A 23,628-nucleotide genomic window follows, 5' to 3' on the forward strand; every position below is an offset into this window, starting at 1 on the left:
GCGGTCCCGACCGCGTCGGCTCGGCCCGTTTCCGGGACGGCCCCGCAGCGGAGATCGGGCACGGCGAGGGTGTCGGCGACCAGGAGGGACGGGAGCACGCCCGGCGCCGCCCCCGTGCGCGCCGCAGTGGGAGGGTCAGGCTTCGACCGGTGTACCGGGGGCGATGTCGCACGCCTTCCGCACCAGGTCGGGGCGGCGTCCGTCGTTGAGCCGCCGGCCCCACTGGGCGTCGACCTGTGCGCGGACCTGCGGCTCCATCTCGGCGGGGAGCAGGTGCCGGTAGCGGCGGTCCTCGCCCAGCAGCACCTCGACGGTCCGCCGGTAGACCGGCTCGGGGTCGTACTGCTCGTGCGGGAAGGCGAGTTCGGCGTAGTCGTAGAGGCGGTCGGCCGGGTCGTCGCGCCACTCCTTCCACGTCTCGAACATGGTGTCGTTGAACCCCGTGAGGAAGGGGCCCGGGTTGATCGTCGCCACCGTGACACCGAACTCCGCGAGCTCCTGGTCCAGGGCGTCGGCGAACGCCTCCACCGCGTGCTTGGAGCCCGCGTAGGCGCCGGTGAACGGGTCGACGGTGAGGCCCGCGACCGAGGACATGAACACGATGCGCCCGCCGCGGCGGGCCGCCATCTGCCGGGCGATGCCCTGGGTGAGCAGGACGGGGCCGAAGACGTTCACCTCGAACTGGCGGCGCAGCCGCTCCTCGGGGATGTCGGCCGTGGCGCCGCCTTCGGAGACACCGGCGTTGTTGAGGAGGACCGCCACGTTCCAGGTCCAGGCCCTCTCCCGGTCGCCGGGGTCGGTCACGTCGAGCTTCTCGACCCGCAGTCCGACGCCCCGCTCCCGGGCCTCGGCGCGCAGGACGCCGACCTGGGCGATAATCTCCACGCCCGCGATCACCTCGTGTCCGGCCTCGGCGAGCCGCAGCGCGACCTCCTTGCCGAAGCCGCTGCCCGCACCGGTGATGAGAATCGGTCCCGCCATGTCGTCGCACCTTTCCCCTGCTGGGTGTCCGGCCCCTCCGGACCACGGATGTCCTCGGCCCGCCCGTACGCCGACACCGGCACCGCCGTTCCCGCGGGCGTCGGCGGGATCCGGTCCCCGGGCGGCCCCCGCAGGGCCACGTTAGATCTCCGGCGATCGCAGCCCCCTCGTGGCGCACGGGGGCGGAGAAAAAAGCCTTCCTCTTCCCCTGCTGCTCCCACCAGAAAGGCCCCGGTCCGGGGACTCCCGGGGAGGGAGTCCGCGGACCGGGGCCGGAGCCGGGCCCTCGCGGGCGGAGGTCAGGGGCAGTAGTCGTCCCGGATCAGGGCAGCAGGTCGGTGCGGCCGAACATCTCGGCGGCGGCACGGGCGCTCGGCGTGCCCGCGTCGAGGTCGGCCCCCGCCTCGACGAGCGCCGCGACCACACCCTCCTCCCCCTTGAACAGCGCCCCGGCCACCGGCGTCTGGTCCTTGCCGTTGCGCAGGTCCACGTCGGCGCCGCGGTTGACGAGGGACCTGACCGTCCCCTCGTGTCCGTGGTAGGCGGCGAGCATCACCAGGCTGTTGCCCTCCTCGTCCTGGGTGTCCACGGGCAGGCCGTGGTCGAGGAACTCCATGAGCTCCTGCGTCCCGCCCTCCCGGGCGAGGTCCATGGCCAGGGCGATGATCCGCCCGGTCTGCTCGGGTGAGAGTTCGTTCATGGGTTCCATGCTAGAAGTGCCCCTCCGCCTCACCCGACACGTGCTCGCCTCCGGCGCGGTGAGGGCGGCCACGCTTCCGGGGAGCACACCGCGGTCGGCGGTCGGGGCCGCGTGCGCACCGCCTCCCCGGCGGGGAGCCCGCGTGGTCCCCTCCGGGGCGGTGGCGGCCGGCGGCCTGTGGTGTACTGGCTCGCGACCGGATCGGAAGCGACGGACGGGAGCGGGGCATGCTGCTGAACCCCAGTGCAGGCGAGGGGTCCGCGGTGCGGGTCGGCGAGGCGGGACTCGACCGCGAGGAGCTGTGGGCCGCGGCGGGCGCCGTGGCCCGCCGGATCTCCGGGGCCGGAGCCGTCGCCGTCCACGGGGAGGCCTCCCTGTCCACGGTCGTCGCGGTCGTCGGCGGCCTGCTCGCCGGGGTCCCCGTGGTCCCCGTGCCCGCGGACGCGGGCACCGCCGAACGCCGCCACATCGTGCGCGACTCCGGGGCCGCCCTGTGGCTGGGCGCCCCGCAGGAGGGGATCGACCTCCCGGTGGTGCCGGTCGACCCCGCCGAGCGCGCCACGTTCACGGCCCCCGAGCCCCCGGCCGAGGCCGCGGCGCTGATCATGTACACCTCCGGGACCACCGGCAGGCCCAAGGGCGCCGTCCTGTCGCGGCGGGCCGTCGCCGCCGACGTGGACGCGCTCGCCGACGCCTGGGACTGGACCTGCGAGGACGTCCTGGTCCACGGGCTCCCGCTGTTCCACGTGCACGGCCTGGTCCTGGGCGTGCTGGGGGCCCTGCGCGTGGGCAGTCCGCTGCTGCACACCGTCCGTCCCACCCCCGCGGCCTACGCCGCCGCGGCGCGCGGGGACCACGCGGGCCCGGCGGCGCCCGCGGGCAGCGGCGCGAGGGACAAGAGGCGCGGAACCCTGTTCTTCGGGGTGCCGACCGTGTGGTCGCGGATCGTCCGCGACCCGGACTCCGCCCGCGCCATGGCCGGTGCGCGGCTGCTCGTGTCCGGGAGCGCGGCGCTCCCCGAGCCGGTGGCCGAGGGCCTGCGGGCCGCCTGCGGACACAGCCCCGTGGAGCGTTACGGGATGACCGAGACCCTGATCACCCTGGCCGCGCGCGCCGACGCGCCCCGCCGCACCGGCTGGGTGGGGACGGCGCTGCCCGGCGTGGAGTCGCGGTTGCGCGGCGAGCACGGCGAGGAGGTCGCCCCGGACGGGGAGGCCGTCGGCGAGCTCCAGGTCCGGGGCGCCACCCTGTTCGACCGCTACCTCGGCCTGCCGGAGGCCACCGCGGCGGCGTGGACCGACGACGGCTGGTTCCGCACCGGCGACGCCGCGGTGATCGACGGGGACGGCTGGCACCGGGTGGTGGGGCGCATGTCGGTCGACATGATCAAGACCGGCGGCTACCGGGTGGGCGCCGGAGAGGTCGAGTCCGCGCTGCTCGGCCACCCCTCGGTGCGCGAAGCGGCCGTGGTGGGCGAGGCGGACGACGACCTCGGCCAGCGGATCGTCGCCTACCTGGTGGGGGACGGCGTCGACCCCGGGGCCGTCATCGACCACGTCGCCGCCCAGCTGTCGGTGCACAAGCGCCCGCGCGAGGTGCGGGTGGTGGACACGCTCCCCCGCAACGCGATGGGCAAGATCCAGAAGAACCTCCTGGGCGGCGCAGCGGGCTGAGCCCCTCCCCCGCCGCCCGGAGGCGGGTGCCCGCGGGGGTGGCGCGGCGGCCGCGGTCCGCCGCGCCACCGTCGCGAGGGGCGGTGTCACGGGTGCAGGGGTGCAGAGGCTCGGCGTTCAGCGGGATCCGGGGCGGGCCGTCACCCGGGAGCGCCTGCCGTGCGGTCCCGCCCCCGCGGACCGGTCCCTCAGCCGCTGACCGCGAGGTTGGAGTTCCCGCTGCTCTGGTACCCCTCCGTCGCGAGGACCATGTAGTAGTTGAAGGCGCCCAGCCCCATGCCCGCGCGGTTCCACGCGTCGAAGTGGTTGCCGCTGGTGATGGTCCCGCCCGTCCTCCTGGACTGCCGCACGCTCCAGTACTGCGGGAACGTCCGGATGCCCTCGACGGAGGGGGCGTTGTAGCGCATCGTGCGGTAGATGTCGTACGTGCCGCCGTCGGTGTTGACCGTGCCCCGGTACTCGCCCGTGGGCCGGTAGGTCCCGTAGTTGTCGACGACGTAGTACTCCACCAGCGGGTTCGACGTCCACCCGTACAGGCACAGGTAGCCGTTGCCGGACGGGTTGAAGCTGCCCGAGTAGTTCACGTTCCTGCGGCTGCCGTTGCCCCAGCCCTTGCCGCAGACGAAGTTGCCCGTGTTCCTCCACGAGGTGCTGTAACTGCCGCCGGAGCCCAGCGTCATGGAGACCGACCCGCCGCCGTCGGTCCAGAAGGAGTAGTAGAACCCGTTGTGGGTGCCGGTCTGGTTCTCGGTGATGGTCGTCCGGGCCAGGGCGGGGCCGGCCACCAGCCCGGGCGCCACCACTGCCAGGGCGCCGGCGCCGCCTATGCCGATGAATCTCCTGCGGTCGAACGGGCGGACGGGGTTGTCGGTCATGGTCGCTCTCCTCTGCGTGAGGCCGGCGCGGAGCCGGGCGGCGCGGCACGAACCGGTGGGGATGACGGCGACCGGGGGCGGTCACCGCACGTCGGTGCCGTACGGCGCTGGGGGAACGGCGGATTGCCGTGACCGGCAGTATTCGTCCGCCTCCTCGGGGTTGTCAATGGTTTCCGAAATGTTTCGTAAACTGATGCGCGCCACGGATGGCCAAAAGTCCAGTTCAGGAGGTTGCAGAAAGCGAAATCCGGATCATCCCACGAGTTGTCGACACACAGAGCCGGGACTCAGGCCCGTTTTTTCGAAAGATTTCGAAACCTCTCGGTCTTCCTCGGCCGGGCGGTTCGAGGGAACCGGGGCGCACGGGCTCGGCCGACAGGAAGCACTCCTGAAGTAATAACCCCTGCCATCACGCCCGCGGCCACCGGGAAGGAAAATTCCACGGAGGGCACGTGGAAGGGTGAAAGCCCGGGTGGCGGCGGGAGCGAGGACTGTTCTCTGCCCGGCGAGTGCCGTCGGGTCGGAAGGGACGAGCAGGGGCCTAGACCGGCCCGAGGCTCTGCTGGAGCATGCGGGTGGCAGCGTCCTGGAGGATGCCCCGTCCCAGGGGGAGCAGGCACAGGCGTGCGACGTCCGGGTGCCTTGCCGGGGCTGGGCAGATGAAGACCGCCAGGACACGCATGACCAGGAAAAGCTGCGCCGGGTGCCACAGCGCGAAGAGGCCGGTGGCGCATTCCCACACCGCCTCCAGCGCGGTGTCGGCGACGAGTTCCTGCACCGCGCCCCATTCCGGCGGCGGCTCCTCTTCCAGGAGATCCCTGGCCTGGGCCGGAACCTTGTCGACCACCTGGTCCACACGGTCTGCCACGCCGACGAGCGCGGCGAGCAGCGAGCACCAGAAATGACCGGGGAGCACCGCGGCGATCCGTGCCATGTCCGGGTGCTGCGCGGAACGGCGCCCCGCTTCGCCCCTGATCTCGGCGAAGGCCTTCGTGGCGAGGAGTCCGCCCAGCTCCCCGACCCTCCTCGCTGTGCGCGGATGCCTGGCGAGGTACTCGACGAGGTCTCCCCTGCCGACCTCGACGGCGTATTTCAGCATCTCCGGAGTCGGCGAGGCCAGGTTCGCGCACCTGGTCCGTTCGTCGAACCCCACGGCCGCGTACCAGTTCTGCTCGTCCCCCTCGCGTCGCCGTACCCGCATATCAGGGGGACTGTCGACCATCGCGAGGAAACCGGGCCAGCCGTGCAGGCTGCCGCCGCATCCGGAGCACCGGCACCTGTCGCCTCGAGCGTTTCCACAGGACGGGGTGTGCGCCACCGGGCCTCCGAGGGTCGACGGCCTGCCGGGGAAGGGCAGGCCGTTCCCACTGTCCGGGGTCACGGCGGAACGCGGTACCAGCTCGCGGGTGACTCCGTACTGGCACCCGTGTCACCTGAAAGTCGCCCTCGGGAGCATGTACACGGCCCCCGGTCTCAGACCGTTGACGGCCGAACCCGCTCCGTGCTTGCTCATGGCGGTCCGGGGTGCGCGCATGGGATCCATCGGCGACGCCCTACCCGAGTCGGTGGACCGGGCACCGCCCTGGCAGGGACCCGCCTGGTCGGGCGCGGGTCGGCCGGGGCCGCTCGAGAGCTGCCCGAGATCCGGGTCAGGCCTCGACCAGGGCCGCCGGGGTCGGCGGAACGGTGAGCAGCTCCTCGGGCGCGGTCAGGTACCAGGCCTCCAGGGTGAGCTCGCTGAGCTCGTCCAGGTCGATCCCGTCGAGGTGGACGACCACCCAGCCGAACCCGCCCACCGTGAACTGCACCTCGAACACCTCGGGCCGCTCGGCCACGAGCGCGGTCTGCTCCAGCAGGGTCTGCTTCAGCCCCACGGTGGCAGTGTCCGGCCACAGGTAGCCGAACGGCTTGCCGCGCACGCGGAACGTCGTGTACCGGTCCGACTCCGTGTGCTCGCACCCCGGCAGCGCTCGCACCAACCGCAGAAACCGCTCGATCTCAACACCCATGGGGTGAGACAACCACATCCCACCGACACCGTGCGCCCGGTGGGGGTTGGGGAACGCTCGTCCGCCCGTGCCCTGGTCCACACGGATCGGAATCCCGGCGGGCACGGCCGGCGACACAGCGGAGGCTGTCGTGGAAGGAAGCGTGTCCCGGCCCTGACCAGGGGGCACACCGTGATTCTGGGTAGAGAAGTACACAAAAGGGAGGAACTGGGGCACATCCCCGGCCGGGGTGAGCGGCGGGTACCCGGTGGACACGGCGGTACGGCGTCCACCGGTGCGGCGAGGAGGCTTCGACATGGAAGCGGTGCAGATCAGCAGTATCGGTACGGCCCTGCCGCCCGCTGCCCTGGACCAGGCGGAGCTGCCCGGTCTGCTGCCCGCCGACCACCCCGGGGAGCGGCTTCTGCGCAGGATCCTGGCAGGTTCGGGGATCCGCAAACGCCATCTGGTGATCGACCCCCGCGTCGAAGACGGCTCACACTGGTCCACGTCCACCCGGATGCGCCGGTTCCAGGACGAGGGCCTGCCCCTGGCGACGGAAGCGGTCGGGGAAGCGCTCGACCGGGCAGGGGTCCCGGCGGAAGAGGTCGGCCTGCTGTGCCTCGTCTCCTCGACCGGCTACGGCACCCCCGGGGTCGACTCCCGGCTGCTCCGCGACCTGGGGATGCGCCCCTCCACCCGGCGGCTCGTGGTCGGCCACATGGGATGCTTCGCCGCGCTTCCCGGCCTGGCCGCGTGCGTCGACTTCGCGAGCTGCCACCCGGAACCCGCGGTGCTCCTCAGCCTCGAACTGTCCTCGCTGCACCTCCAGCCCCCGCCGTGGGACGTGGAGCAGTTCGTCATCAACTCCCTGTTCGGCGACGCGGCCGTGGCCCTGGTCGTCGAGGGGGACGCGGGCCGGCCCCCGGACCACCCCGCGCCGCTCGTGCTGGACCTGGCCTCCCACACCGACCACGGGCACGAGGAGCACATGACCTGGGAGGTGGGGGACCAGGGGTTCAGGATGGGCCTCTCCGCGGCCATCCCCGACCTGATCGCCACCTGCCTGCCCGGCCTGGTCGCCGACCTGCTCTCCCCGCACGGGCTGACCCCCGGGGACGTCGACTGGTGGGCGGTCCACCCCGGCGGCCGGCGCATCATCGAAGCCGCCGAGGAGAGCCTCTCCCTCGGCCCCGCGGCGACCCGGGCCTCACGACACGTCCTCCAGGAGTACGGGAACTGCTCCTCCGCCGGGCTCCCGCTCGTCATGGCCGAGCTCCAGGACACCACCCCCCTGGCTCCCGGGAAGCACGGGGTCGCCATGACCTTCGGCCCCGGCCTGACCCTGTACACCGCCTTGCTCCAGGGCACGTGAACCGCGCCGCCGCACCGAGCTCGGGGAGGGACCGTGCACGAGGAGACCGCGCGCCTGCGCTCGCTGTTCGACCGCGCCGACATCTACGACCTGCTGGCCGAGTTCGTCCGCTGCCTCGACGACCGGGACTTCACCGGATACGCGGCGCTGTTCACCGAGGACGGGATCCTCCGCATGCCGGGGAGGGAGCACCGCGGCCGCGCCGGCCTGGCCGAGTACGTGGAGGCCGACCTGGGGCACTACCACCGGACCCACCACCTGAGCGCCAACCACCGGGTGGAGGTCGACGGCGACCGCGCCACGTCCCGCTCCTCCATGCACGCCGTCCACCTGCGCAGCGCGGACGACCCCACGGACTGGTGGTCGGTCGGCGGCTGGTACGACAACACCTACCGGCGTGTGGGCACGGCCTGGCGGTTCCACACGGTGGACATCACCCCGGTCTGGCTCGGTGAGGGTCCCTGAGCCCGGTATCTTCCCTCCCCGTTGGGAGGCGGTGCGCGACAGGAGCGGTTCAGCGGGGCACGGCCTCGACGAGACTGTGCGGCGAAGAGGTCGGGACGACGCGTCGGAGTTCCAGGTCCGCCCCGGCCAGCAGTTCGGCGAACTGCTCCTCGGTGCGCTCCCGACCGCCGGAGAGGACGAGCATGGACAGGTCCATGGCCTTCCCCGGGTGGGGAGCGCCGTCCGACGGCAGCACCGACTCGATGAGAAGGAGTTTCGCGTCCTCGCCCATGGCCCTTCGACAGCTGCGCAGGATGGCGGTCGCGCGCTCGTCGGGCCAGTTGTGCAGGACCCACTTCAGCACGTAGAGGTCGCCGCCCGGCGGCACCTCGCGGAAGAAGTCCCCGCCGACCACCGAACACCGGTCCGCCAAACCCTCGTTCCGGATCCTCTCCCGGGCGGAGTCCGCGACCCCAGGGGTGTCGAAGACGACCCCGCTGGCGCCGGGCTCGCGGTGCAGGACCGCGCTCAGCAGGGCTCCTGATCCGCCGCCGACGTCGACGATGCGGGAGACGCCCGCGAAGTCGTAGGCGTCGAGCACCGCGGGCGCCGCGACCCGGGTCAGTTCCCGCATCGCCTCGTCGAACAGGCGGCCGTGTTCGGGGCGGTGTGCCATGTAGTCGTAGATGTGCTCCCCCGCGACCACGGGGAAGGTGGCCTCGCCGGTGCTCAGGCTGTGCCGGACTCCCCCCAGGACCAGGGGCGCCACCGTTCCCGCCAGTGCCAGAACGGAACGCACGGACGCCGGGTGGTCGGAGCGGAGCGGGCCGCCCGTCTCCATCAGCTCGAAGACACCGGGCCCGGTCTCGTGGAAGAGGCCGCGGGAGGCCAGCAGCCGCATCATGCGGTGGAGGGCCCCCGGGTCGGAGTCCGTGCTCTCCGCCAGCTCCTCGGCCGAGCGGGGCCCCGAAGCCAGGAGGTCGGCGATGCCCAGTTCGGCCGCGATCTGCAGCGCCCGGGCGTGGACGATCTCGTCCCCCAGATCGAGCAGGGCGTAGGCCCGCTCCTGGTCGCTCCTGTCACAGGCCACGCGTTCCCCCTGTCCCGGCCCCTCGGCACACCCGTCGGCCACCTGCCGGACTGCCATCGACTGTAGGTTCCCCCAGGTGGGGGTTCGGGTAGGGCCCGCGCGTGGCGTGTCGGTCCCGAAGGTGCCCGGAATGACCGCCCGTGCGCGGGCGAGGAGACGGGCCTCCGAACCGCCGTGCACCCGGATCGTCCCCGCACCCGTGTGCTCTCCTGGGGCGATGAGCACGGACCCCACCCCCTCCACGCCCATGTCCCCGACCGGACGGAACCTCGGGAGGAACAGCCCCCCAGCGGATCCTCCCTCCGCCGTCCGGCTCTTCCTGGACCGCCGACCCGCGCTGCTCCTGGCCCTGTCAGCAGCAGTGGGCCTCGCCTGTGGAGCGCTCGCGGTGCTCGTCGACGGCCTCAGCTCCGACGGGCTCCCCTTTCTGGAGTGGTCGGTCGGGCTCTACGTCGCCCCGCCCGTGCTACTCGGCTGGTCGGCGGTCCGTCCCTGGGCGGCCACCGCTGCCGGTTCGCTCGCGTATCTGTCCGCAGTTCTCGCGCACCTGGCCACTGCCCACCTGACCGTCGACGACTACAACCTGCTGGAATACAGGGTCTGGGTGCCCCTCGGTTTCGCCATGGGTGCGCTCCTGGGGTTCGCGGGCAACGGGTTCCACTCACGCTCCACCACCGTCAGGGTGTTCGCGGCAGGCCTCCCCCTCGGTCTGTTGGCGGTCTTCCTGTGGGTGAGCGTCCAGGCACAAGCGGACAGCGGAGGAACAGCGGTCCACCCCGGCGCCCTCCTCCTGGACGGGATCCTGGCCCTGGGTCTCCTGGCGCTGTGCAGGGGCTGGGCCACCCGGTTCAAGGCACTGCTGTGCGCCGCCGCACTCGGCCTCCCGCTCGCCTTCGGCCAGTTCTGCCTGTTCGTGCTGGTGTGGTGGGCGAGCGGTGACCACTGAGCAGGCGACCGGTGGGCACGGTGTGGGCCCTGTGTCGGCGCACGGTGGGCGGCTCGGGTCCGGTGTCACCCGTGTCGGTGCCGACGACGCGGCCACAACCGATGGAGCCGCCGGTTCAGGGGACGATCCTGTCATGGGTTATGACCTATCGGGATCTTTACAAGTGCCCGGGGTCAAGTCAGGTCCATAGCGTCTTATTCCCGCCGGCACCAGCCCCCTGTTTCATTGGAAAAACTCGGCCACATGGCTCTTCGTCGGATATCACCAGTTTGGATGCACGACCGTTCCACCGCTGTCCGTATGTGGCCAGATCCTTGACCGAAGTTAGGGCCTACCATAATTTTTACTCAATAACCTCAGGGTTGATTTTGGAGGCCGAAGATTTCCACTCATCCCCCCTCGGCGTCTCCCCTGGAAGCCTATGAAGGGCTTGCCAGTCAATACGACGCGACATCGAGAACTTCCGACTACCACCGTTGGATGAACCTTTTCGGCGATCTCCTGAAAGAATTCGGCGCACCAGGAGAACGACTGGTCGACCTCGGATGCGGCACCGGAAACAGCTCTGTGGAACTCCAGAAGAGCGGATACAGGGTCACCGGAGTCGACCTCTCTCCCGCGATGGTGGCCGCGGCCAAAGACAAAGAGGAGATGCGGGGGATCGATTTTCTCGTAGGAGGGTTGACCGACCTCCCCATCCCTGATGCGCAATTCGATGCCGCGATCTCCGCGGGCGAGGTGTTCCACTACCTCTCCGACGACGAGGAGCTGGACGCGGCCTTCGCCGAGGCTGCGCGTGTGCTGGTCCCCAACGGCCTTCTGATCGTGGAAGTGAACACCGAGCTGTCCTTCCGTGTGCTCTCCCAGGCTCCCAACATCCGCAGGTCCGACAACGGGTTCATCTCCTTCTCGCCGCTGGCGCCGGCCGACTTCTCCCCCGGCGAGGCCATCGACCTCGAGGTGGACTCCTTCGCGCGGGTGGCGGGCGACCTCTGGGAGCGTTCCGTCACACGGCACCGGCTGCGTCACCTGACGCACGAGCGGATCCTCGCGAGCATCGCCTCCGCCGGCCTGGAGTTCGTCTCCGTCCGCGGTTTCCACGGAGGGGCTCTGGAGGACGGCCTGGACGACGAAAAACACCCCAAGGCTCTGTACGTCGCCCGACGTACAGGTTCCGTGGCTTGACCGCGGAAATCCCCCAGTTGGAACCCGGTTCCAACAGCTAAGGAGAAGGCCATGATCAAGATCGAGCCCGTCGAAGAGCTGACCATCATCATCCAGTTCAGCCCCAGCTAGCACGCGGCCCGAGGAGGTCGGCCCCCTGGCGGGGCCGACCTCCTCCTTTTACAGGGAGCACCACTGTGAAGTACAGGTCGGCAAAACACCTCGAATGCTTCTGGGACGCATCCGGTTTCTTCGTCAAAAACCCTCTGACCAAAGCGAAAATCAGCACCGATCCGATCACCGCAAGCGTTCTCCACAGCTTTTCCGAGCTGCGGTCCGTTTCTGATGTCGCACAGGAGCTGGGGTTGGACGAGGACGTCCTGGACAGTGCGGCGTCCTCCCTTTCAACCCTCGGTTTCCTCGAATCCGAGGAGCAGGACGGGGCCGGAAGCGGCACAGAGGGATTCGACGCCTGGGCGCCCTGGGGAAGGGAGGGCCTCTCGTTCCACTTCTCCACCAGGGACGCACCTTTCACGGAGAGCACCGACGAGATCCGTGAGGAGCTCACCAAGGACCCGTCGCCTCCCCTGTTCAAGGAGTACAAGGACGCGGACAGGATTTTCCTCCCCCGGTACCAGGAAGATCCCGGCCGCTCCTACCGGGAGGTCCTCTACCGGCGGAGGACCCATCGGGACTTCGCCGACGCGCCTGTCGGACGGGAGGTCTTCTCGACCCTCATGGCGATGACCTTCGGGGTGAAGGACTTCATCAACGCCCAGCAGTTCGGCGCCCTCATGCTGCGCACCAGCCCCGCCGGCGGCGCCCGTCACGAACTGGAGGCGTACACGGTCGTCACCGGCGTAGCCGGGATCGCCCCGGGGATATACCACTACAACGTCCGGGAGCACTCCCTGGAACTGCTCAAGGAGGGCGAGTTCCGGGACAGCCTGACCCGTGCGTGCGACTCGCAGTCGGGGGTGGGCGAAGCGCCCTTCTCCGTGGTCCTGACCGCGGTCGTCCCACGCCTGAGCTTCAAGTACCGGCATCCTCGCGCCTACCGGGTCATGCTGATGAACTCCGGGCACCTCGGCCAGACCTTCGTCCTGACGGCGACGGCGCTGGGGCTGGGCCCCTTCCAGACCGCGGCCTTCAACGACTCGGCCGTCGAGGAGCTGCTGGGCGTCGACGGGGTCCGGGAGACCGCCCTGTACGTCCTCTCCGCCGGCGTCCCCGCCGTGGACGCCAACGGGGACGCGGTCCTCTCCCACCCGCCGATGAGTCTGGAGGGCTCCCGGAAGGCCAGGTTCGAGTAGGCGCATGGACATCGACTCCTCACAGGCCAGGGGCGATCCGCCGGCGGTGGGGCTGGGGGGAGCCTTCCACCGCTTCTGGGCCGGACACACGTCGGCCAATCTCGGCGACGGCGTCCTCCTGACCCTCTTCCCGCTCATGGCCGCTGCCCTGACCTCCGACCCCCTCGCGGTCTCGATGCTGACCGTGGCGGCCTACACCCCCTGGCTGCTGTTCGGCCTCCACGCCGGGGCGCTGATCGACCGGATCGACAAGCGCCGCGCCATGGTCGTCGGCAACCTCCTGCGCTGCGTGCTGCTCGGGGTGCTCGCGGTCGTCTCCTGGTTCGGCCCGGTCCCCGTCTGGGGGCTGTGCCTCTTCGTCCTCGCCCTGGCGGTCTGCGAGGTCTTCCACGACGGCTCGGCCCGGGCGCTGCTGCCCGCGCTGGTCGCGCGGAACCTCCTGATCAGGGCCAACAGCCGCCTGCAGGGGACGCGTGTGGTGGCCTCGGACTTCCTCGGCGGCCCGATCGCGGGCCTGCTGTTCGCCCTCTCCACGGGGACGGCTCTGCTGTTCAACGCGGGGGCCTACCTGGTGGGGGCGCTGTTCCTGCTCTCCGCGGCCGCCGCGGCCCGTTCCCTCGGCGGGGAGGGGAAGGACGAGGGCGAACGGGCCCCGGACACCGGTCGCGCCTCGCTGACCCGCGAGGCGCTGGACGGGCTCCGGTTCGTCAGGGACGACCGCGTCCAACGGGGGTTCGCCGTGGCCGCCGCCTTCTCCGGGTTCGCCACCGGCGGGGTGTCGGCCATCCTGGTGCTCTACGTGACCCGGACCCTCGACGTCCCGGAAGCACTGTTCGGGGTCTACACGATGCTGTCCGCGGTGGGCGCGCTCACGGCCTCGTTCCTGTGCGCCCCGTTGGGGCGGTGGTGCGGCCACGGGCCCCTGCTCATCGTCGCCCACATCCTCGGGGGCGGGGTCCTGCTGACCATGGGGCTCTTCCCCCACGTCGTCGTGGGAGCCCTCGCACTCGGCGTGTTCGGCCTGGCGGCGACGACGATCTCCGTGAGCGCCGCCTCCATCCTCCAGGCGGTGACGCCGATGCCGATCCTGGGGCGCGCGTCCATGGCCCGCATGCTCCTCGCCCAGGCCTCCGTCCTCCTGGGGGTCTTCACCGGCGGCCTGTTGGGAGGGTTCGGGCTCCACGTGCCGTTCGTCGCCGGAGGGGCCCTGCTCCTGGCGGCGCCCCTGGTGTTCGGCCGTGTGTTCCGGGAGGGGGCGAGACGCGCCGCGGTGTGACCGGCTCCCGCCACGGGCCGGGGGGTTCCTCCGAGCGCTCGGTACCCAGGTCGTGGCTCCGCTCACGCGACCGGGCCACACGAAGCGGGCGGTAGAAACGCGCAAGGGGTCTCTCGCGCGGCTCCCCGAACACACCGGCACCCACCCGCCGAACTGTCACGGCACCACCTCTTCCTGTCGGCGAGCGGTGGGCACCATGTCGGCCGCCGGTGCGCGCGGCGTCGGTGCCGTGTCGGCGGCCGGTGCGCGCGGCGTCGGTGCCGTGTCGGCGCGCGGAAGGCCTACCGTCCGCTGACACGGCTGACCTGCGGTGATCGTCGGCGGTCATACGTGACCCCTCGCGTTTACCCGCTTTACCACCCGTTGAACCATCGACTTTCGACCTCTATCGTGCATGAGTCGTATCAATCGTTCAGCGAACGATTGATCCGTTCGCAGCACACCACGGAGGGGAAGACATGCCGCGTTCACCGGGGGCCGAGGGCGCCCCGCCGCGGATCCCGCGCAGAACGGCTCTGCTGGGGGGAGCCGGGGTACTCGGGGCGGCGGTCCTGCTCCCCGGCTGCGCCGCGTCCGGTCCGCAGGCGGCGCCGGCGCTCCCGGAGGCCGCGGCCACGGGCGCCACCGCCGACGGCGGCGTGCTGCGCATGGCCCGGCCGCCGGCGTCGCAGGCCGAGACCCTGGACCCGGCCAGCTCCCTGTCGGCCTACGAGTACCTCGGCGCCCTGTACAGCCGGCTGGTCCGGATGGACGCGGAGGGGCAGACCGTGCCCGGCCTGGCCACCGGGTGGGAGTCCGACGACGCCGGCCTGGTGTGGACCTTCCGTCTGCGCGACGGGGTCCGCTTCCACGACGGCCGCGGCTTCACCTCCGCGGACGCCGCCTACACCCTCCGCCGGATCGTCGACCCCGACCTCGCCTCGCCGCAGGGGACGGTCCTGGGCCCGCTGGTCGACCCGGGCCGGGTGCACACCCCCGAGCCGGGTGTGCTGGTGGTCGAGCTGACCACGCCCAACTTCGAGTTCCCGGCGCTGCTCACCAACTACCACTGCTACGTCGTCCCCGACGGGGACGGCGACACGATCGGCGCGACCGGCATCGGCACCGGGCCCTTCCGTCTCGACTCCTTCTCCCCCGGCGGCCGGGGCCGCATCGTCGCCCACGACGACCACTGGGAGGGGCGGCCCGCCCTGGACGCCATCGAGATGTTCTCGATGACCGACATCCAGGCGCGGACCAACGCGCTGCTGGCCGGCCAGGTCGACCTGATCTCGCAGACCAACCTGGACTTCGCCACCGCCCGCGTCGTCGAGGCCTCCGAGCGCGCGACCATCGCGCGCTCGGTCAACGCCCAGTGGTACGTGCTGCCCATGCTCACCACGGCCGAGCCGTTCACCGACGCGCGCGTGCGCCGGGCGATGAAGCTGGCCTACGACCCGCAGCACGTCATCGACGTGGCCCTGCAGGGCACCGGCGTACCGGGCAACGACAACCCGGTCCCGCCCGACACCCCCTACTGGACCGACTACGCGGTCGAACGCGACCCGGACCGGGCCCGCGCCCTGCTCGCCGAGGCCGGGCACGAGGGCCTGAGCCTGGAGCTCTACACCTCCGCCTACGACCCGGTGTTCACCCCGATGGCGCTCGCCTACCGCGACTCCGCGGCCGAGGCCGGGATCGACATCACCGTCCGCAACACCTCGGCGGACTCCTACTACACCCAGATCTGGATGCAGAAGCCGCTGATGGCGACGTACTGGTACACGGGGCGTCCGGCCGACCAGCTGCTCAACCAGGTCTTCCGCAGCGGTTCCTCCTACAACGAGACCGCCTGGTCCGACGGCGCCTTCGACGACCTGCTCGACGCCGCCCGCGCCACGGCCGACGAGGACCGCCGCCGCACCCTGTACCAGGACGCCCAGCGCATGGTCGTGGACGAGGGCGGCGCGATGACCCCGATGTTCGCCGACCGGCTGGTGGGCCTGTCCCGGGACGTCCTCAACTACCACGAGTCGGGTTTCGAGTTCGACTACCTCAACATCGGATTGAGGCCCTGATGATCGTCTACATCTCCAGGCGGCTGCTGTCCGCGGTCGTCACCGTGCTCCTGGCGTCGGTGATCGTGTTCGCCGCCGTGCAGCTGCTCCCGGGCGACGTGGCCACGCAGGTGCTCGGCCAGGACGCCACCCCCGACGCCGTGGCCGCGCTGCGCGAGCAGATGGGCCTGAACCGCCCGGCCGTCCTGCGGTTCCTCGACTGGATCACCGGGGCGGTGCGCGGCGACTTCGGGGTGTCCCTGGTCTCCGGCGAGCCCGTCTCCGCGACCCTGTGGCTGCACCTGCGCAACACCATGCTGATCGCGGTCGCCACCATCGCCGTCGCGGTCACCTCCTCGATCGTGCTGGGCGTCGTCGCCGGCCTGTACCGGGACCGCTGGCCGGACACGGTGATCTCCACCCTGACGCTGATCGGGATGAGCGTGCCGGAGTTCGTCGTGGCGACCCTGCTCGTGCTGGCGCTGTCCATCACCGTGCCGGTCCTGCCCGCCGTGGTCCTGGACGAGGCGTCCGCGCCGGTCGCCGACCTGTTGCCCGCGGTCGTCCTGCCGACCATCGCGCTGTCGGTGGTGATGACCGCCTACATCGTGCGGATGACCAGGACCAGCGTCATCGACGTCATGGAGAGCGAGTTCGTGACCACCGCGCGGCTCAAGGGCCTCGGCACGGGCCGGGTCGTGGTGCGCCACGCCCTGCCCAGCGCGCTGCTGCCCACGCTGAACGTGATCGCGATGAACGTGGCGTGGCTGGTCGGCGGCGTGGCCGTGGTCGAGAACGTCTTCAACTACCCCGGCGTCGGCCGGATGCTGCTGGAGGCCGTGCACAACCGCGACCTGCCGGTCCTGCAGGCCATCGCCGTGGTCAGCGCGGCCGTGTACGTGCTGTGCAACCTCGCCGCCGACCTGGGGGCGATGGCGCTCAACCCGCGCCTGCGCACCGGAGAGAGGAGCGCCCGATGACCGGGTCCCCGCACGGGGCCTCCGGGCCCGCCGAGACGACCGGGTCAACCGGAACGGTCCGCGCGACGCTGCGCTCGCTGGCGCGGTCCACGCCCGCCGTGGTCGGCCTGTCCCTGGTCGCCCTGCACGTGCTGCTGGCGCTGCTCGCACCGCTGCTCACCTCCTACTCCCCCACCGCCAACGATCCCGGCAGCGCGCTGCTCGGGCCGGGCGCCGACCACTGGGCGGGCACCGACGCCTACGGCCGCGACGTGGTGAGCCGGGTGCTGTACGGCGGCCGCTACGCGCTGACGGTGTCCTTCGCCGCGACCGCCTGCGCGGTGGCGCTCGGCACCGTCGTGGGCTGCGCGGCCGCGCTCAAGGGCGGCCGGCTCGACGACGCGCTGATGCGCCTGCTGGACGCGATCCTGGCCATCCCGCCGATCCTGGCGCTGCTGGTGGTGGTGACCGTGCTGGGGGCGGGCCCGGCGGTGATCGTCCTCGCCGTGACCGTGGTCTACGCGCCCCAGGTGGTGCGCGTGGTGCGCGCCGCGGCGCTGGGGGTGGCCCCGCTCGACTACGTGACCGCCGCGCGGGCGCGCGGTGAGCGCACCGTCTCCATCCTGGTCCGCGAGGTCCTGCCGAACATCGCCCACGTGGTGTCGGTGGAGTTCGCGATGCGTGCCTCGTGGGTCGTGCTGCTGATCAGCTCGCTGTCCTTCCTCGGGTTCGGCGCCAACCCGCCCACCCCGGACTGGGGGCTGATGGTCGCCGAGAACCGCACCGCCATGGTCGTGGTGCCGTGGGCGACGCTCGCCCCGATCATCGCCCTGGCGACGCTGGTCGTCGGGCTGAACCTGTCCGCCGACGGCCTGTCCCGGGCCTGGGGCGTCGACCGCGCGAAGGAGAGCTCATGAGCGGCACCGAGTCCGGCCCCCTGGTGCGGGTCGAGGGGCTGTCCGTGGCCTACCGTTCCGGCGGCGCCGACGTGACCGTGGCCCGCGAGGTGTCCTTCGAGGCGGCGGCCGGGGAGACGGTGGCCGTGGTCGGCGAGTCCGGCAGCGGCAAGTCCACCGTCGCCGGGGCGCTGCTCGGCCACCTGCGGCACGGCTCCCGGGTCACCGGCGGCCGGGTCCTGGTCGACGGGAAGGACGTCCTGTCCCTGGACCGGCGGGGCCTGCGGGAGCTGCGCACCCGCGACATCGCGATGGTGGGGCAGAACGCGGGGCACGCGCTCACGCCGTCGATGCGCGTCGGCGCCCAGATCGGGGAGTCCCTGCTGTCACAGGGGCTGACGCGCGCGCAACGGCGCGAGCGGGTCCGCTCGCTGGTGGAGAAGGTCGGACTGCCCGATCCCGGGGGGATCGTGCGCCGGTATCCGCACCAGCTCTCCGGCGGTCAGCAGCAGCGGGTGGCGATCGCCATGGCGCTGGCGGCACGGCCCAAGGTGCTGGTGCTGGACGAGCCCACGACCGCTCTGGACGTGGTCACCCAGGCGCGGATCCTGGACCTGGTGGCCGGGCTCGGTGAGGAGTTCGGCCTGACGTCGATCCTGGTCAGCCACGACCTGGGGGTCGTCGCGCGGATGGCCGGACGCGTCGTGGTCATGCGGGAGGGCGAGGTCGTGGAGGCGGCCGGGGCGGCCGAGCTGTTCGACGCTCCGCGGCACCCGTACACGCGCCGCCTGCTCGCGAGCGTGCCCAGGATCGGCGACCGGGGGCTGGCCGAGGTCGCCGAGGACGGGACGCGGACCGTGCGCGAGCGCGTGCCGGTCCCCGACGACGCGCCCGAGGTGGTGTCCCTGCGCGACGTCACGATCGACTACGGCGCGCACCGGGCCGTCGACGGGGTCTCGCTCGGTCTGCGCCGGGGCGAGGTGCTGGCCCTGGTCGGGGAGTCGGGCAGCGGGAAGTCGACGCTGGCCTGGTCCCTGGCGGGCCTGCGCGCACCGTCCTCCGGAACCATGCGGCTGCTCGGCGCGGACACCGGGGACGGGGACCGCCCCGGAGACGGAAACCAGGACGGCGACGGCGACCTGGCCGTGGGGGCGCGGCTGCGTCCGCCGGGCGTCCGCCGCCGCGTCCAGCTCGTGTTCCAGAACGCCGACACCTCCCTCAACCCGCGGCGGATCGTCCGCGAGGCCGTGCGCCGGCCGCTGCGGTTCTTCGGCCTGGCCGAGCGGTCCCGCGCCGACGACCGGGCGCGCGAGCTGATCGCGGACGTCGCCCTGGACCCGGCGCTGTCGGACCGGCTGCCCGGACAGCTCTCCGGCGGGCAGCGCCAGCGGGTCGGCATCGCCCGCGCCCTGGCCGGGGACCCGCGCGTGGTGGTCGCCGACGAGGTCACCACGGCGCTCGACGTGTCGGTCCAGGCGGCCGTGCTCGCGCTGCTGGACGACCTGCGCACCGAGCGGGACCTGGCGTTCGTATTCATCAGCCACGACCTGGCGGTGGTGCGCGGGATCGCCGACCGGGTCGCGGTGATGCGCAACGGACTGGTCGTGGAGGAGGGCCCGGTCGAAGCGGTCTTCTCCGGGCCCAACCACCCCTACACCCGGCGGCTGCTGGACGCGGTCCTGGAACCGCGGCCGGTCGGGGCGGGCGGCGGCACGACCGCGCAGGCGTCCGAGCCGGCCGGGGAGACGGCCGCACCGCCCCGGGACCTGGCGGAGGTCCCCGACCCGGAGTGGATCGACCTGGGCGGCGGCCACCGGATCCGCCGGTGGGACGCCGACGGAACCGGCCCGCGGTCCTGACACACGGGTCCTGACACACGAACGGTCCCGTCACGCACGGGCCCACACGAGAGACGAACGGGGGAGCATGCGCTACCGAGAGGACTTCGCGCGCGAGGTCGAGGTCCGCGAGGACTGGATCCCGATGGCCGACGGCACGCGGCTGCACGCGCGCGTGTGGCTGCCGGCGGACGCCCTGGCGGACCCCGTCCCGGCGCTGCTGGAGTACCTGCCCTACCGCAAGGGCGACTGGACGTCGCCGCGCGACGCCCAGCGCCACCCCTACTACGCGGGCCACGGCTACGCGTCGGTGCGGGTGGACCTGCGGGGGTCCGGCGACTCCGAGGGCGTGATGCTCGACGAGTACGCCGAGCAGGAGACCGCCGACGGGGTCGCGGTCGTGGAGTGGCTGGCCGCGCAGCCCTGGTGCACCGGCCGGGTGGGGATGTTCGGCATCTCCTGGGGCGGGTTCAACTCGCTCCAGATCGCCGCCCGGCGCCCCGAGCCGCTCAAGGCGATCGTCACGGTGTGCTCGGCCGACGACCGCTACGACAACGACGTGCACTACATCGGCGGCTCGGTGCTGGGCATCGACATGGCCGGCTGGTCCGGCACGATGCTGGCGTTCACGTCGCGTCCGCCGGACCCGATCACGGTCGGCGACGCGTGGCTGCCGATGTGGAAGGAGCGCCTCGACGCGCTGGAGCCGTTCGTCCACACCTGGCTGGACCACCAGACCCGGGACGACTACTGGCGGCACGGCAGCGTGTGCGAGGACTACTCCGCGATCGACGCCGCGGTGCTGGCCGTCGGCGGCTGGGCCGACCCCTACCGGGACACCGTGCTGCGGCTGGTCGAGCACCTGCCCGGCCCGGTGCGCGGCCTGCTGGGGCCCTGGGCGCACCAGTACCCCGACATCGCGCGGCCGCCCGGCCCGCACATCGGCTTCCTCCAGGAGACCCTGCGCTGGTGGGACCACTGGCTCAAGGACGCGGACAACGGCGCCATGGACACCCCCCGGCTGCGCTCCTGGGTCCAGGAGCCGGTGCCGCCCGCGACCGCCTACACGGAGCGGCCCGGCCGCTGGGTCACCGACGACGCCTGGCCCTCCCCGGCGACCCAATGGTCCGAACAGGCCCTCGGCGCGGCGGGCTGCGCGCCGGTGACGGTACACAGCCCCCAGCACACGGGCGTGGACGCGGGCCGCTTCTTCCCCTACGGCAACGCCACCGACCTGCCCCCCGACCAGCGGGAGGAGGACGGCCGGTCGACGTGCTTCGACGGCGAGCCGCTGGCCGAGCGCGTCGAGGTCCTGGGCCGGGCGCGGGTCCGCCTGCGCCTGGACGCCGACAGGCCCCGGGGCACCGTCATCGTGCGCGTGTGCGACGTGGCCCCCGACGGGGCCTCGACCCTCGTCACCCGCGGCGTGCTGAACCTGGGCAGCCGGTACGGCCGGGACCGGTCGGTGCCGTGGGAGCCGGGAAACCCCGAGGACGTGGAGGTGGAGCTCACCGGGACGGGGTACGCGTTCCCCGCCGGGCACCGGATCCGCGTGGCCGTGTCGACCGCGTACTGGCCGTGGGTGTGGCCGCAGCCCGACGACCCGTCCCTGACCGTGTGGCCCGACCGGAGCGCGCTGCTGCTCCCGGTGCGGCCCGCGGGCACGGACGAGGGGCGCGCGCCGGTGGAGTTCGAGGAGCCGGAGCAGGCGCCGCCGCTGGCGGTGGAGCTGGGCGCGTCGGAGCCCCGGCCCGAGCGCCTGGTGTCGCACGACGTCGGGACCGGCGAGTGGGTGCTCGACGTCGACCCCAACTACGGGGGGTCGCGCACCTACCCCAACGGTCTCGTGTACACGGAGAAGGCGCGGGAACGGTACCGGATCCGGGTCGACGACCCGTTGTCGGCCATGGCAGGATCCGAGTGGGAGATCACCATGCGCCGGGAGGATTGGGACGTTTCCGTGCGGACGTCGAGCGAACTGACCGCCACCGCGGACCACTTCATCGTGCACAGCACGGTGGAGGCCCGCTCCGGCGGCGAGGTCGTCGCCACCCGGCGCTGGGAGCGCGAGATCCCCAGGACCGCGGGATGACCGGCCCTGCCGAGGGGGCGCCGGCCGCCGGGACGGCGGGGGCCAGGCGCCGCGCGGTCGCCCCGGACAAGCGCACCCGCCAGCCCACCGAGGTGCGGCGGCGGCTCATCCTGGAGGCCGTCGTGCCGCTGGTGATCGAGCACGGGGCGAGCCGGGTGGGCGTGCGCGACATCGCCCGCGCGGCGGGGGTGTCCGTCGGCACGGTCACGTACCACTTCGGCGGTGTGCGGGAGATCCTCAGCGAGGCGGTGTCGATCGAGATCGACGCCTACTACCGCCCGCTCGGCGAGCGGATGCTGGCCTGCCCCACCGCCGTGGAGGGGCTGACCACGCTCGTCGAGGGCGTGTTCAGCGCGGAGACCGACCGGCATTGGCGGCTGTGGTTCGACAACTGGGCGGCCGACGCCAGCCTGGAGCCGGACTCGCGCCAGCACCGCCGGTACGAGGAGTGGTCGGACCGGGTGGCCGAGCTGATCGCCCGGGGCCGCGACCGGGGTGAGTTCCGCTGCCCCGACGTCGCCGAGACCACGACCCGCTTCAACGCCCTGGTCGACGGTCTGGCCCTGCGCCGCCTGCGCGGCGCCCCGCCGCTGAGCATCGAGCAGGCCCGCGCCCACCTGCGCCGGTTCCTGACCGGGGAGCTGGGCCTGGAGCCCTCCCCGGCCTGAGCCGCACGGGACCGTTCCCTCCCCTCTTCTCGGAGGGGAGGGAGCGGTCCCGGGGCCTGCGCCGTCCGGTCCGGTTCGCGGAGGACGCCGATGGGCCGTTCACCCACATCGGTCGCGGTCGTCCTCCCGTACGCCGCCAGAACTGCCGGGCCGGAGGGCTCATCGGCGCCTGAGCCGTCACGTCTTTCTGATGCGGTTATCCGGAGGAACAGCCCTGGACAGACAGGCCCGGTCGGTTCCCTCATTACTGTGGTGCACCCGTGCGGTAACGGGCGTGCACCTTCCGGGTACACGCCTGTCAACGAAACACGGGAAATACGGCACAACCGGGTGATCGCCTCCGCCATGACCTGCGAATTCTCGCATCATCTCAGGTCATGACTCTCCCCCACCAGCGTTCAAGTCCCGTCACTCGTCCCAGAGACTCAAGCCCTGACCAGCCCGGAGGCGCGAGGATCAGGGGCTTTGCGTTTTCGGGGTGCACCAGAGGGATCGGCCCAGGTGCAGCTGGAGCAGCTCGAATACGTGGTGGATCTGGTGGAGAGGGAACGCGTCAATCTGCTGGTGGTCCCCGTGGATGAGCCACGCCACGCGGGCAACAACGGCCCCTTCCGGGTCATCACTTCGGTGGATCAACCCGAGGTGGTCTACGTGGAGTCAGCTCACCAGGGGCAGATCATCCCCGCGACCAACGAGATGGGGCGCTACCGGATGTGGTTCGCGGCCTTGCAGGGCGTGGCCTGGGGACCGGATGAGATCCTGAAGACCATCCATAACGAGATGAAGAGGATCAACGCTGACTGAGTGGCACAAGTCGTCCTACAGTGGCGGCAACAACGAGTGCGTCGAGGTCTGAAAGCACACCGCCAGCGCGGACGTGCGCGATACGCGGAACCGTGCGCGCGGCCGACTCGCCTTCACTTCATGTGAGTGGGGTGCTTTCGTCAACACCCTCCACCGCGTCAGCGAGTAGGCGTCTACAGGATGGGCTCACCGCCCTCCAGGTGGACCGTCGTGCTTTCCTGACGGGCTCGTGCGCCATGGGCGATCCTGCGCGCGAGCCGGGGGATCGTCACCGCCTCGATCGGGACCACGTCCTGGAACTCGTGCCCGGCCGACTCCGTCGGCCGAGAAGGACTCGGTCCGACTGCTCCACGTCCTCGCGGTCAGCTCTGGATCAGGCGGCTGTCGAACCCTGAGGCGACAAGGGACTTGTAGGCCTCACCTACTGGGCCGGGAACGTCCTGTTCGACGGCGAATCCCAGCTTGGGATACTCCATCACCCGCTGGAGGTCGCCGACCATCATGTCGATG

At 71.9% G+C, this 23,628-nt stretch carries 20 protein-coding genes and 1 pseudogene; 15 read left to right on the forward strand and 6 right to left on the reverse strand.

Translation table 11 applies throughout. The annotated features are described in order from the left end of the window. Positions 1-135: 135 nt before the first annotated feature. The gene (locus ACFQBR_RS07460; RefSeq protein ID WP_344177885.1) at positions 136-981 is read right to left on the reverse strand and encodes an SDR family oxidoreductase; all 846 of its coding nucleotides are present in this window, start codon (positions 979-981) and stop codon (positions 136-138) included. A 322-nt stretch (positions 982-1,303) separates the two neighbouring features. Beyond that, a complete protein-coding gene (locus ACFQBR_RS07465) occupies positions 1,304-1,681 on the reverse strand; it encodes an ankyrin repeat domain-containing protein (protein ID WP_344177887.1) in 378 nt (125 codons plus the stop codon). 227 nt (positions 1,682-1,908) lie between these two features. On the opposite strand from ACFQBR_RS07465, the gene ACFQBR_RS07470 reads away from it, so the two are divergent. Next, positions 1,909-3,354, forward strand: coding sequence for an acyl-CoA synthetase (locus ACFQBR_RS07470; RefSeq protein WP_344177889.1), 1,446 nt, complete (start codon positions 1,909-1,911; stop codon positions 3,352-3,354). 188 nt (positions 3,355-3,542) lie between these two features. On the opposite strand, the gene ACFQBR_RS07475 is transcribed toward ACFQBR_RS07470, so the two are convergent. The 3 genes from ACFQBR_RS07475 to ACFQBR_RS07485 all read right to left on the reverse strand — a co-directional run bounded on the left by ACFQBR_RS07475 (position 3,543) and on the right by ACFQBR_RS07485 (position 6,238). Further along, positions 3,543-4,229: a glycoside hydrolase family 11 protein gene (locus ACFQBR_RS07475; protein WP_344177891.1), complete on the reverse strand. Its 687-nt coding sequence runs from the start codon at positions 4,227-4,229 to the stop codon at positions 3,543-3,545. 541 nt (positions 4,230-4,770) lie between these two features. Continuing rightward, the gene (locus ACFQBR_RS07480; protein WP_378552545.1) at positions 4,771-5,451 is read right to left on the reverse strand and encodes a hypothetical protein; all 681 of its coding nucleotides are present in this window, start codon (positions 5,449-5,451) and stop codon (positions 4,771-4,773) included. Between the two features lie 427 nt (positions 5,452-5,878). Continuing rightward, positions 5,879-6,238 carry an MmcQ/YjbR family DNA-binding protein gene (locus tag ACFQBR_RS07485; protein WP_344177896.1) on the reverse strand — a complete coding sequence of 120 codons (360 nt, stop codon included), beginning with the start codon at positions 6,236-6,238 and terminating at the stop codon, positions 5,879-5,881. A gap of 295 nt (positions 6,239-6,533) precedes the next feature. Between ACFQBR_RS07485 and ACFQBR_RS07490 the strand changes: the two genes are divergently transcribed. Further along, complete coding sequence (locus ACFQBR_RS07490) at positions 6,534-7,592, forward strand: type III polyketide synthase (RefSeq protein WP_267949310.1); 1,059 nt, start codon at positions 6,534-6,536, stop codon at positions 7,590-7,592. Positions 7,593-7,625: 33 nt separating this feature from the next. Further along, positions 7,626-8,057 (forward strand): nuclear transport factor 2 family protein, encoded by a 432-nt coding sequence (locus ACFQBR_RS07495; protein ID WP_344177899.1) that lies wholly within the window; start codon positions 7,626-7,628, stop codon positions 8,055-8,057. 49 nt (positions 8,058-8,106) lie between these two features. On the opposite strand, the gene ACFQBR_RS07500 is transcribed toward ACFQBR_RS07495, so the two are convergent. Beyond that, a complete protein-coding gene (locus tag ACFQBR_RS07500; protein WP_344177901.1) occupies positions 8,107-9,183 on the reverse strand; it encodes a methyltransferase in 1,077 nt (358 codons plus the stop codon). Between the two features lie 160 nt (positions 9,184-9,343). Here ACFQBR_RS07500 and ACFQBR_RS07505 point away from each other — a divergent pair, with 160 nt between their 5' ends. The 12 genes and pseudogenes from ACFQBR_RS07505 to ACFQBR_RS07560 all read left to right on the forward strand — a co-directional run bounded on the left by ACFQBR_RS07505 (position 9,344) and on the right by ACFQBR_RS07560 (position 23,287). Next, positions 9,344-10,072: a DUF6518 family protein gene (locus ACFQBR_RS07505; RefSeq protein WP_344177903.1), complete on the forward strand. Its 729-nt coding sequence runs from the start codon at positions 9,344-9,346 to the stop codon at positions 10,070-10,072. Positions 10,073-10,552: 480 nt separating this feature from the next. Continuing rightward, positions 10,553-11,257: a class I SAM-dependent methyltransferase gene (locus ACFQBR_RS07510; protein WP_344177905.1), complete on the forward strand. Its 705-nt coding sequence runs from the start codon at positions 10,553-10,555 to the stop codon at positions 11,255-11,257. A 344-nt stretch (positions 11,258-11,601) separates the two neighbouring features. Further along, positions 11,602-12,549, forward strand: a complete 948-nt coding sequence (locus ACFQBR_RS07515) for a SagB/ThcOx family dehydrogenase (RefSeq protein WP_344177907.1) — start codon at positions 11,602-11,604, stop codon at positions 12,547-12,549. A 4-nt stretch (positions 12,550-12,553) separates the two neighbouring features. Beyond that, complete coding sequence (locus tag ACFQBR_RS07520) at positions 12,554-13,825, forward strand: MFS transporter (RefSeq protein WP_344177909.1); 1,272 nt, start codon at positions 12,554-12,556, stop codon at positions 13,823-13,825. Between the two features lie 458 nt (positions 13,826-14,283). Next, positions 14,284-15,882, forward strand: coding sequence for an ABC transporter substrate-binding protein (locus ACFQBR_RS07525; protein ID WP_378552551.1), 1,599 nt, complete (start codon positions 14,284-14,286; stop codon positions 15,880-15,882). After that, positions 15,882-16,841 carry an ABC transporter permease gene (locus ACFQBR_RS07530; RefSeq protein ID WP_330156226.1) on the forward strand — a complete coding sequence of 320 codons (960 nt, stop codon included), beginning with the start codon at positions 15,882-15,884 and terminating at the stop codon, positions 16,839-16,841. The genes ACFQBR_RS07525 and ACFQBR_RS07530 overlap by 1 nt, the downstream gene beginning before the upstream one ends. Next, positions 16,838-17,737, forward strand: a complete 900-nt coding sequence (locus ACFQBR_RS07535) for an ABC transporter permease (protein WP_344177913.1) — start codon at positions 16,838-16,840, stop codon at positions 17,735-17,737. The genes ACFQBR_RS07530 and ACFQBR_RS07535 overlap by 4 nt, the downstream gene beginning before the upstream one ends. Next, positions 17,734-19,575: an ABC transporter ATP-binding protein gene (locus tag ACFQBR_RS07540; RefSeq protein ID WP_344177915.1), complete on the forward strand. Its 1,842-nt coding sequence runs from the start codon at positions 17,734-17,736 to the stop codon at positions 19,573-19,575. The genes ACFQBR_RS07535 and ACFQBR_RS07540 overlap by 4 nt, the downstream gene beginning before the upstream one ends. 67 nt (positions 19,576-19,642) lie before the next feature. Continuing rightward, entirely contained in the window at positions 19,643-21,646 is a 2,004-nt protein-coding gene (locus ACFQBR_RS07545; RefSeq protein WP_344177917.1) for a CocE/NonD family hydrolase, read from the forward strand. Beyond that, positions 21,643-22,314, forward strand: a complete 672-nt coding sequence (locus ACFQBR_RS07550) for a TetR/AcrR family transcriptional regulator (protein WP_344177919.1) — start codon at positions 21,643-21,645, stop codon at positions 22,312-22,314. The genes ACFQBR_RS07545 and ACFQBR_RS07550 overlap by 4 nt, the downstream gene beginning before the upstream one ends. Positions 22,315-22,779: 465 nt before the next feature. Continuing rightward, on the forward strand, positions 22,780-23,118 hold the full coding sequence (locus ACFQBR_RS07555) for a Scr1 family TA system antitoxin-like transcriptional regulator (RefSeq protein WP_344177921.1): 339 nt from the start codon (positions 22,780-22,782) through the stop codon (positions 23,116-23,118). After that, positions 23,111-23,287 (forward strand): annotated as a pseudogene (locus ACFQBR_RS07560) (DUF397 domain-containing protein). The gene ACFQBR_RS07555 and the pseudogene ACFQBR_RS07560 overlap by 8 nt, the downstream one beginning before the upstream one ends. The last annotated feature ends 341 nt before the right edge of the window (positions 23,288-23,628 follow it).

Source organism: Nocardiopsis tropica (genome assembly GCF_042660575.1).
Lineage (GTDB): Bacteria > Actinomycetota > Actinomycetes > Streptosporangiales > Streptosporangiaceae > Nocardiopsis > Nocardiopsis tropica.